A 10,398-nucleotide genomic window follows, 5' to 3' on the forward strand; every position below is an offset into this window, starting at 1 on the left:
AATTATGATACACCTATGCTATACTTTAAGAAATTAAGGAATTCCTAACTGCAATATGTCTGGCTCCTGTGCATACAAAAGTATTCTAATTTTGTTCAATAAACTCTATTAATAAAAACTTTTCTGAGAAATCATATAATTGCGAGGTGCACTATGCAGCTTAATAATAAAGTTTTAAAAGAAAACTCTAGTAAAAAAATATTTATAAACTATACAATTTTAAGTATGCTCGGAATGCTTACAGAAAGCTCAGCTGTATTTATAGACGGTTTATTTGTAGCTCATTTTATATCATCAGAAGCATTTTCTGCAATAGGAATTGTTTGGCCAATAACAGCATTATCATTTGCATTATACGTTATGCTTACATTAGGCTCTATTGCTATAGCTGGTAAATGCATTGGCGAAAATAATATGAGGCGTGCGAGTTTAATATTTACCCAAACTTTAATAACTGTTTTAGCTCTCACAACTCCTGTATTAATATTAATTTATATATTTAGAGAAACATTGCTTCCATTATTTGGAGCTCATGGAAATATATATAATTTTTCATTAGAGTATATTAATGGTGTTATTATATCTGTATTTTTCTGGGGAATGGCTTATGTATTCAGTCAATTTATAAGGCTTAATGGTTCTCCAAAGTTTGCTTCTTTCATGTTTATCAGTTCATCTTTAGTAAACATAATATTGGATATGTTGTTTATTGCAATATTAAAATTGGGTATTTCTGGTGCTGCTTGGGCTACAGCTTTTTCCTATATTATTTCATTTATTATAGGATTATCATATTTTTTGAATTCTAAATGCAAAATAAAAATCATAAAAGTATATGGAGGCTGGAATTATATATTCAAAGCTATATTAAATTGTTTTTCAGAGTTTTTAAGCAATATCTCTTCTGGAATAATACCATGGCTATTTAATATAACAGCATATAAAATATTAGGAAACAATGGGATACTAATTTACTCTGCTGCAAATTATATAATCACATTTTTTATAATGATAGCAAGCGATATAGGAGAGATTTTGTCTTCTTTAATAAGCGTTTCGTACGGAGCTAAAAATAAAAACAAAATGAAAGATTTTCTAAAAATGGGAATAATATTTGTTTCATCGATATCAATATCAGCTTCTTTTATACTAATTATAAATCCAAGTATATTAGTTAATGCTTTATTAAAAAATACAGATTCAAAAACTACTGAATATGCTATGTTTTTTGTGAGGGCATCTATACCGATATTTATATGCGTTGGAATAAATATAATAATGAGTGCCTATTATACTTCTGTTCAAAAAGCTTTAGCATCTGCTTTGATTGCCGCTTTAAGAACTTTAATTTTGCCTATTTTGTTGGTGCTTGTTTTGCCCAATATATTTGGATTTTTAGGGCTTGTTTTGGTTCTTCCTATAAGCGAGATTATAACATTAATAGTTTCAATAGCTTTATACAAAAATAGAAGCATTGATGTTTTAGTTTAAGTGTTTTTTAGTTTATGTTAAGATAATTTGTTTAAGGGTATATTAATTTTTTATATACCCTTATTTAAAAATACTTACACTATCATTAATAATTCTCTTATCACCTTGCAAGCTGTTATAGTTGATACTTTGCTATGGTCATAATCGGGTGAAAGTTCATTAACATCTAATCCTACTATATTTAAGCCTCTCATATCAAGTATAGCTTTTTGCAATTCTTTATACGTTAATCCTCCAGGTTCTGGAGTGCCTGTTCCAGAGAAAATAGAAGGGTCTAACACATCAAGGTCTATAGTGATATACACAGGTTTGTCTTTTATTTTTTCTTTTACTTCAAGCACAGTATTTGCTGAAAACTTTTCCAACACAGTATGCTTATTTGCAAAGTCATGTTCTTCTTTAGTCATAGACCTTATACCAAATTGATATAATTCTTTTGACTTCATAATTTGGTAGCATCTTTGCATAACGCATGCATGACTTAATTCTTCTCCTAAATAATCATTTCTTAAATCAGCATGAGCATCAAATTGTATAAGCACCAAATCATTATATTTTTCTAATACAGCCTTAAATGCAGGCAATGTTACAAGATGTTCCCCGCCTATCATAAATGGTATTTTATTATTATCAATGATTTCTTTGACTTTTTTGTATATTATATCAAGTGCTTTTTCTCTATTTCCCATTGGAAGCTCTAAGTCTCCATAATCAAAAACTTTCAAATCTTCCAAATCTTTATCCTGATACGGAGAATAAGTTTCTATTCCGAAAGATTCCTGCCTTATAGCTTGAGGAGCAAATCTTGTACCGGGTCTGTAGCTTACCGTACCGTCATAGGGAGCACCAAATAAAACTATGCTGCTTTCTTCAAAATTAGAATCTAATGCCATAAATATATTAGGCTGATTATTCATGATGAGATTCCTCTAATAATTTTTTTACATAGGTAGGCAAAGCAAAACAGCCTTTATGTATATCCAAATTATAATATTTAGTATCTAAATTATGAGCAAGCCATTTTTCTTCCTTTTCTTTATTAAAGTCTTTTATAGGGTCTATAGTTTTTGAAGCAAATCCAAAAAGCCAGTGTCCGCTTGGGTATGTTGGTATATGAACCTGATAAACTTTAGCTATATTAAAAGTGTCATATATGTTTCTATGAGCTCTTTGCATATTATAGGCATAATCGCTGTAATAAGGACATTCATGCTGATTTACTAATATTCCGTCTTTACTTAATGCTTTATGACAATTGCCGTAAAACTCTTTTGTAAATAATCCTTCTCCCGGTCCGAATGGGTCTGTTGAATCTACTATTATTAAATCATATTCTCCTTCTTTTGCATCTCTTACAAATTTAAGTCCGTCCTGAAAATATAATGTAACTCTTTTATCGCTTAATCCTGAAGTTGTTGTAGGGAAATATTTTTTGCATGTTTCTACAACCTGTTCATCTATTTCTACCATATGTATTTTTTCTATAGTTTTATAGCGTGTTAATTCTCTAACAGTGCCTCCGTCGCCGCCGCCTATAACTAATACATTTTTAATATTACTGTTGCTTGCCATAGGTATATGCACTATCATATCATGATAAATAAACTCATCTTTTTCAGTTACCATTATTAAACCGTCTAATGTAAAAAACTTTCCAAACTCTTTTGATTCAAATACATCTATTCTCTGAAAGTTAGTTTGTGCAGAATATAATTGCTTTTCTACCTTTATTGAAAATTTTACTTCTTCAGTATGATTTTCTGTGTACCAAAGATCCATTTTATTATTCCTCCATTATTTGTATATTATTTAATTCTATATCTTCTGTGCCTTGCATTACACAGCCTTTTTCTTTTGCATATTTTATATAAGTGATTATCTCTTCTGTAATTTCTTCACCGGGTGCTATTATAGGTATGCCCGGAGGATATGCCATAACAAATTCAGCCGAAGTTTTTCCTGCTGATTTATCCAATAACATAGAATGCTTATTGCTATAAAAAGCTTTTTGAGGACTGTATTTTACTATTGGATTAATATATTCATGGTCAAATAAATGAGTATAGTCTTTTTTATATTTTCTTTTTAATTCTGCTAAAGCTGCAATTAAACGCTCTAATTCAAAATTCCTATCACCAACAGATATTATAGCTAAAATGTTTCCTATATCTCCAAACTCTATTTGTATGTTATATTCATCTCTAAGCTTATCATATACCTCTATTCCAGCGAGTCCTATTTTTCTGGTATGTATGCATAGCTTAGTATTATCAAAAGCATATACATCATTATTATTTACTATCTCCTCTCCAAAAGCATAATAATCGCCTATTTTATTTATCTCTCTTCTTGCATAATCAGCCATATTAACAACTGTTTTAAAAATTTCTTTTCCATTAATAGCTAATTCGCTTCTTGCTATATCCAAACTGCTCATAAGTATATAACTTGGGCTTGTAGTCATAGTGAGATTGATTATTTGCCTTACATGATTTCCATTTACATTATCATTTATTAAAAGTACAGATGACTGAGTGAGAGAGCCTCCTGTTTTATGAAGACTTACACAGCTCATATCGGCTCCTGCCTCCATAGCAGTTATAGGAAGATTTTCCCCAAAATAAAAATGTGTCCCATGTGCTTCATCTGCCAAAACCATCATGCCTTTTTCATGTGCTAATTTTACTATTTTCTTCAAATCAGAACATATTCCATAATAGGTGGGGTTGTTAACAAATATAGCCTTAGCATCAGAATGTTTCTCTATTGCTTTTTTTATATCATCTACACTCATTCCAAGAGATATACCTAATTCTTTATTGACTCCCGGATTTACATATATAGGTATAGCCCCACACAATACTAAAGCGTTTATAGCACTTTTATGAACATTTCGAGGAAGTATGATTTTATCTCCATGCTTACACGCAGTAAATATCATAGCCTGTACAGCAGAAGTAGTGCCTCCAACCATTAAAAAAGATTCCTTAGCCTTAAATGCTTCAGCCATTAACTCTTGAGCTTCTTTTATTATTCCTATAGGGTGAGTTGCATTATCTAAGGGCTTTGATGAATTATAATCTATATGTACGCATTTCTCACCTAAAATATTGGCAAGAACTTTTGTGCTTTTTCCCTGTTTGTGTCCCGGAACATCAAAACTCACTATGCGTTTTTTTCTGTATTTATTTAATGCATCAACAATAGGTGTTTTTTTCTGATTATTCATTGTCATATATATTTGTTCCTGAGTATATTTCTATCATTTCCTCTCGAAGATCATTCGATATTTTTAATCTCTCTTTTGGAGTAAATTCATTAACATCTTTTCCAAATAAATAATTGCTTAAATTTAATTCTTTAATTATCATCATAGTATGGAAAATATTTGAACCATATATATTAACATCATGAGCATCATATTTCTCTTGTATCTCTTCGCTTATATAATCTTGTATGCTTGTTATTTTGTGGTCTATAAAACACTTCTTGCCGTCTACTGTTCTTGTAAAACCTCTTACTCTGTAGTCTATAGATATTATATCAGAATCAAAACATTGAATAAGATAATTAAGAGTTTTAAGCGGAGATATTTTTCCGCAAGTAGACACATCAATATCAACTCTAAATGATGATATGCTTTTGTTAGGGTGATATTCAGGGTAGGTATGAACGGTGATATGGCTTTTATCCAAATGTGCACATACTGTTTCTTTTTCTACAAATGCAATATTTCCTTTGTTGCATGTTTCATCTAACAAAGTATCTTTTAGAGGTTCTTCCGAAATAAGTATAGTTACACTTGCACCTTGAGGGTCATAGTCTTGTTTTGATATGTTTAGAATATGAGCCCCTATTAAATTGGTTACATTGCATAAAATTTCTGTAAGTCTTTTAGAATTATATTGCTCATCAATATAATCTATATACTTCATTTGTTCTGGTTCTGTTTTAGCATAGCATACATCATAGATATTGAAGCTTAAACTTTTTGTGAGATTATTAAACCCATATAGTTTAATTTTGTCTGGCATAAAAATCCTCCTAACAATATTGTATAGAAGGAAATCTTAGATAAAAAAATACAATTATTTTTCTAACATAAGTTTCCTTACATAAAGATAAATAATTGTACTTGATTAGATCTTAACTATTTATGAATATTAGTTTATTTGAGCCTATACAGTAATTTCTACTTTTACTGCTCATGTTGATCATTCACAAGTACGTTTATACCTTATAAATAAATTAACACGATTGAATCGCAAATCGGCTTTTGACCCGGCTGTCCGTATGGCCTCTTTTCCCCTTTTTACAGGTTAAGGTCAAAATATTTTTACCAAAATGGATGCAATAGGAATCAAATAAACCACTCGATTTTCTATTACGAGTAGGAATTATATATTTTTTTGATTTTTGTGCAATAGTTTTTTAATAGTTTTTGTATATTTTTGACAAGAAAATTTATGAATTATGTAAACAAGTATTTATATTGTTTTTAAGGGCTAAATATTATTTATAATTTCTTAATCAATTATCTAAGCTAACAAAACAATATTGTATTTAATTAATTTATAGATATAATAACATCATACTAAATATTTATGGAATATTAGGAAATGTCAGAAATAACTATTAAAATTGATGATAAATTAAAAAATGAAGCTGATAAACTTTTTAATGATCTTGGCTTGGATTTTAATACTGCTATCAATATATTTTTGGTAACTTCTATAAATACTCAATCTATTCCATTTAAAATAAAAAAAACTAAACAATTAAATAATAATAGTGATAATTTCTACAATGAAGAAAATATAAGATTTTTAAAAGAGGGGTATTTGGAATTAAAATCTGGATTAGGTCATAAAAGAGAGTTATTAAATGAAAACAAGAAATAATAATAAAGATACTAAAGAAATAAATAATCCTATAGGAGGAGATTTCTTTGATTATATTAAAGAAGAAAATATTTTAGAGGAATGTTTATCCTTATCATCTAAAGAATTAATAGTTTATCAATTAAAAGAGATAATGGAATAAGAACATATTTCAAAATCTGATTTAGCATTAAAAATGAATACAAGCAGAGCAGCAATATACAGACTTTTAGATGAAAATAACAATTCTATAACATTAGATACTTTAGAAAAAGCTGCAAAATTTCTTAATAAAAAATTGATTATAAAATTTGTATGATTAGTATTTGACTTGTTTGTCAATAATTTTTTAAATAAAAAAACCTGCTGAATAAAAAAATCAGCAGGCGTAAGAATCGATTCTTTATTATTTATCTCATCATCGAGATATTGATCAGCATTTCATCTCATCATCGAGGTATTGGTCTGTATTTCATCTCATCATCGAGATATTGATCAGTATTTCATAGTCAAAATTACCATTAATTTGATCTTATTTCACTTTTTCTGATATCAATTAAGCCATTAATAAAATTCCAAAAGAGATTCTCTATTTCTGAGGAATTTCTTTTAATAAAGGACTTAACTTTATCAAAAATTGAGCAGAAAAATTTTTTCATTTTTCCTCCTTATGAAATTTTAAAATAAATTTAAATAATAATTATACCTCCTATTAAGAATTTGAATGATCATTCCGATAGTTATGATAGCATATAAAAAATATTTGTCAAGCTATAAATTTATAAAAAATATAAAAACCTGACCTACATTAACAAACATAAGCCAAGTTTTTAATTATTATTTTCAGAGACTAGCCCCCACACCCTCACTTCTTTTGCGACCAAAGGAAGTGCCTGCGGCGTGTCCCAAAGAAGCAAAAGGACTGCATTTAACGAAATCTACCTTTAGGTGTACGTTAAATTTTAGATATTATATTACATTGAAGATATATTGTGAAAATATAAAGTTGTAGTATTTGCACTTTTTGCAACTTTGACGAAGTCCGCACCGCGAGCTGCGGGAAAAAGTTGATAGAGTATGAGCAAAAATATATCAATTGATAAAATATAGTTATTTAGGTATATATTAATTAAAATAAAAAACTTGACTTACATCAACAAACATAAGTCAAGTTTTTAATTATAAAATATTATTAAAAATTATAAAGAAGCCAAAACTTCCTCTATACCTTTTAGTTTATCTTCAAACTCTTTTTTCTTTCTGTTTTCTGTGTCAATAGCTTCCTGCTTAGCTTTGCTCATAAAGTTTTCATTAGAAAGTTTTTTGTTTACAGATTCCAAATCTTTTTTGTAGGCTGCTGCTTCTTTTTCTAATCTCTTCTTCTCTGCTTCTAAATCTATTATGCTAACAAGATTAACATTGATTTCGCCGCCTTCAAATACTTTAACAAATGAACCTTTATTTCTTTCACTATCTTTTGAAGAGACTATATTCAATGACTCTGTAAGTGAAAGTGCTGATATAATGTCCTTATAGCTTTCTGCAGTATTTTTGAAATAATCTGAACTGTAGCGAATTATTACATCAAGTTTTTTGTTTGGAGGTAAATTAAATGATGAACGTGAATTTCTTATTCCAGACACTATATCTTGAATTAAGTTAAAATCTTTTTCTATGTCTTCAAATATGTATTTATTATTAGCTTTTGGATACTCTCTAATCATCAATGCTTTTGAACCAATATTATGCTTTGGTAAATTAGAATAAATCTCTTCTGTAATGAACGGCATAAATGGGTGAATCATAGCCATTGATTCTTCAAGTACATATAACAATACTGCAATAGTTTTTTCTTTTTTGCTTTCATCTTTCAAATCAAATTTACTTATTTCTATGTACCAATCACAAAACTCATTCCAATAGAATTTATAAATTGTCTGAGAAGCTTCATCAAATCTATACTCTTTTAATTTCTGAGTAGTTGATTCAATAGCTTTTTGAAGTCTTGATAATATCCATTTGTCTTTATTTTCGAGAGTGCAGCTGTCTAAATCTTTTATATCAGCATTATCTTCAATGTTACCAAAAATATATTTAGCACTATTGTAAATTTTATTAGCAAACTTTCCTCCCATTTTGAAAAGTTCTCTGTCAAGCCAAATATCCTGTCCGCCTAATGAAGTTATAAATGATAAAGTAAATCTAAATGCATCAGCTCCATGCTCATCAATAATTTCTATAGGGTCAATGCCGTTTCCTAAGCTCTTAGACATTTTCCTTCCGATTTTATCTCTTATAAGACCATTAAGATAAACATCTTTGAAAGGTACATCATTCATAAAATGAGTTCCTGCCATAATCATTCTTGCAACCCAGAAGAATAATATATCATAACCTGTAACAAGTGCAGTAGTAGGATAAAAATATTTTAATTCTTCATTAACTTGAGGCCAGCCGAAAGTAGAAAAAGGCCATAACCAAGAAGAAAACCAAGTATCAAGTACATCTTCATCTTGATGAATGTTTTTAGATTTACATTTACTGCATTCTGTAATATCAGTTTTTGAAACCATCATCTCTCCGCAGTCATCGCAGTACCAAACAGGAATCCTATGTCCCCACCATAATTGTCTGCTTATACACCAATCTCTAATATCAGTCATCCAGTGATTATAAGTGTTAATCCATCTTTCAGGATATATTTTTGTATTACCGTCATTAACAGCCTTGTAAGCTTTTTCTGCTAAAGGCTTCATTTTTACAAACCATTGGTCGCTGTAATAAGGCTCTACAACATTATGACATCTATAACAGTGTCCTACTTGGTGTTTGATATTATCTTTTCCAACGAATGCTCCAATAGCTTCAAGCTCTTTTATAATTAAATCTCTTGCCTCTTTTACAGTTTTTCCTTGATAATTAGCAGGAGTGTTTTCGTTAAATGTACCGTCTGCATTAAGTATATTTATTATTTCTAAATTATGTCTTTGGGCTATAGCAAAGTCATTAGGGTCATGTGCCGGAGTGATTTTTAAAGCTCCTGTACCAAACTCTTTATCAACATAAGTGTCTTTTAATAATCTTAATTTTCTGCCAACTATAGGAAGTATTAAAACGTCTTGTTCTGTAAGATGAGCGTATCTTTCATCATCTGGGTGAACAGCAATAGCAACGTCTGCCAAAATTGTTTCAGGTCTTGTAGTGGCTATTTCGATATATTCATCTTTTCCTTCAATTTTGTATTTAACATGATATAAGGCACCAGCAACTTCTTCGTGCTCAACTTCATCATTAGCCAAAGCAGTGCCGCAGCTTGGACAATAGTTAATAAGATATTTTCCTCTATATATTAAACCCTGATTATAAAGCTCAACAAATACCTCTCTAACAGCATTACTAAGTCCTTCGTCAAGAGTAAATCTCTCTCTCTCCCAATCGCATGAACAGCCTATTTTCTCTAACTGCTTTACTATTATAGAATGATGTTCATTAGCTACTTCCCAAGTTTTTTTAACAAAAGCCTCTCTTCCTAAATCATGCTTATTTTTGCCTTCAGCTTTTAATCTTCTTTCAACAACATTTTGTGTAGCAATACCCGCATGGTCAGTACCCGGCATCCATAAAGTGCATTTTCCAAGCATTCTATGGAATCTTATAAGTATATCCTGAAGTGTGTTATTGAGACCATGTCCCATATGAAGTACGCCTGTAACATTTGGAGGAGGTATGACTATAGAATATGGTTCTTTATTTTTATCCATAACTGCATGAAAAAATCCGCTTTCCTTCCAGAAATTATATAATTTGTCTTCAATGTTCTTAGGGGTATATGGCCCTTCTAAAGTATGTTTCATATTCTTTTCCTCCAATGAATTAATATAATAATCTTCAAAATTAATACAATATTTTATACTATATAGAATATTTTTCAATTATTAATTTTTATGTATTATGCACAGGAGCCAGACATATTGCAGTTAGGAATTCCTTAATTTCTTAAAGTATAGCATAGGTGTATCATAATTTA

9 protein-coding genes are annotated in these 10,398 nt (G+C 29.6%); 4 read left to right on the forward strand and 5 right to left on the reverse strand.

Annotation, left to right across the window (positions count from 1 at the left end; genetic code table 11):
- Positions 1-153: 153 nt before the first annotated feature.
- Complete coding sequence (locus Q0H31_RS11995) at positions 154-1,491, forward strand: MATE family efflux transporter (protein WP_295298501.1); 1,338 nt, start codon at positions 154-156, stop codon at positions 1,489-1,491.
- A 74-nt stretch (positions 1,492-1,565) separates the two neighbouring features.
- On the opposite strand, the gene speB is transcribed toward Q0H31_RS11995, so the two are convergent.
- Genes speB through speD form a run of 4 tightly spaced genes read right to left on the reverse strand, consistent with a single transcriptional unit; the run spans position 1,566 to position 5,525 of the window.
- On the reverse strand, positions 1,566-2,408 hold the full coding sequence (gene speB / locus Q0H31_RS12000) for an agmatinase (protein ID WP_295298502.1): 843 nt from the start codon (positions 2,406-2,408) through the stop codon (positions 1,566-1,568).
- On the reverse strand, positions 2,401-3,270 hold the full coding sequence (gene speE / locus Q0H31_RS12005; protein WP_295298503.1) for a polyamine aminopropyltransferase: 870 nt from the start codon (positions 3,268-3,270) through the stop codon (positions 2,401-2,403). Before speE ends, speB begins: the two co-directional genes overlap by 8 nt.
- Before the next feature lie 4 nt (positions 3,271-3,274).
- Positions 3,275-4,720 (reverse strand): aminotransferase class I/II-fold pyridoxal phosphate-dependent enzyme, encoded by a 1,446-nt coding sequence (locus tag Q0H31_RS12010; protein ID WP_367117139.1) that lies wholly within the window; start codon positions 4,718-4,720, stop codon positions 3,275-3,277.
- Positions 4,713-5,525, reverse strand: coding sequence for an adenosylmethionine decarboxylase (speD, locus tag Q0H31_RS12015; RefSeq protein WP_295298507.1), 813 nt, complete (start codon positions 5,523-5,525; stop codon positions 4,713-4,715). The genes Q0H31_RS12010 and speD overlap by 8 nt, the downstream gene beginning before the upstream one ends.
- 585 nt (positions 5,526-6,110) lie before the next feature.
- Here speD and Q0H31_RS12020 point away from each other — a divergent pair.
- The 3 genes from Q0H31_RS12020 to Q0H31_RS12030 are packed head-to-tail and all read left to right on the forward strand — an operon-like array spanning position 6,111 to position 6,690.
- Entirely contained in the window at positions 6,111-6,392 is a 282-nt protein-coding gene (locus tag Q0H31_RS12020; RefSeq protein WP_295298509.1) for a type II toxin-antitoxin system RelB/DinJ family antitoxin, read from the forward strand.
- Positions 6,376-6,534: a hypothetical protein gene (locus Q0H31_RS12025; RefSeq protein WP_295298511.1), complete on the forward strand. Its 159-nt coding sequence runs from the start codon at positions 6,376-6,378 to the stop codon at positions 6,532-6,534. The genes Q0H31_RS12020 and Q0H31_RS12025 overlap by 17 nt, the downstream gene beginning before the upstream one ends.
- 6 nt (positions 6,535-6,540) lie before the next feature.
- The gene (locus Q0H31_RS12030; protein ID WP_295298515.1) at positions 6,541-6,690 is read left to right on the forward strand and encodes a helix-turn-helix domain-containing protein; all 150 of its coding nucleotides are present in this window, start codon (positions 6,541-6,543) and stop codon (positions 6,688-6,690) included.
- Between the two features lie 880 nt (positions 6,691-7,570).
- Here the strand turns inward: Q0H31_RS12030 and Q0H31_RS12035 are convergent.
- Positions 7,571-10,225, reverse strand: coding sequence for a valine--tRNA ligase (locus Q0H31_RS12035; RefSeq protein WP_295298513.1), 2,655 nt, complete (start codon positions 10,223-10,225; stop codon positions 7,571-7,573).
- Positions 10,226-10,398 lie beyond the last annotated feature (173 nt).

The organism is uncultured Brachyspira sp. (assembly GCF_934747485.1).
Taxonomy (GTDB): Bacteria; Spirochaetota; Brachyspiria; order Brachyspirales; family Brachyspiraceae; genus Brachyspira.

Excerpts from the sequence above, each read along its gene's own strand:
- Q0H31_RS12025 (WP_295298511.1), top strand. The coding sequence starts at position 6,376 with ATGAAAACAAGAAATAATAATAAAGATACTAAAGAAATAAATAATCCT.
- speB (WP_295298502.1), bottom strand. The coding sequence starts at position 2,408 with ATGAATAATCAGCCTAATATATTTATGGCATTAGATTCTAATTTTGAA.
- Q0H31_RS12035 (WP_295298513.1), bottom strand. The coding sequence starts at position 10,225 with ATGAAACATACTTTAGAAGGGCCATATACCCCTAAGAACATTGAAGAC.
- Q0H31_RS12020 (WP_295298509.1), top strand. The coding sequence starts at position 6,111 with ATGTCAGAAATAACTATTAAAATTGATGATAAATTAAAAAATGAAGCT.
- Q0H31_RS11995 (WP_295298501.1), top strand. The coding sequence starts at position 154 with ATGCAGCTTAATAATAAAGTTTTAAAAGAAAACTCTAGTAAAAAAATA.
- Q0H31_RS12010 (WP_367117139.1), bottom strand. The coding sequence starts at position 4,720 with ATGAATAATCAGAAAAAAACACCTATTGTTGATGCATTAAATAAATAC.
- speE (WP_295298503.1), bottom strand. The coding sequence starts at position 3,270 with ATGGATCTTTGGTACACAGAAAATCATACTGAAGAAGTAAAATTTTCA.
- speD (WP_295298507.1), bottom strand. The coding sequence starts at position 5,525 with ATGCCAGACAAAATTAAACTATATGGGTTTAATAATCTCACAAAAAGT.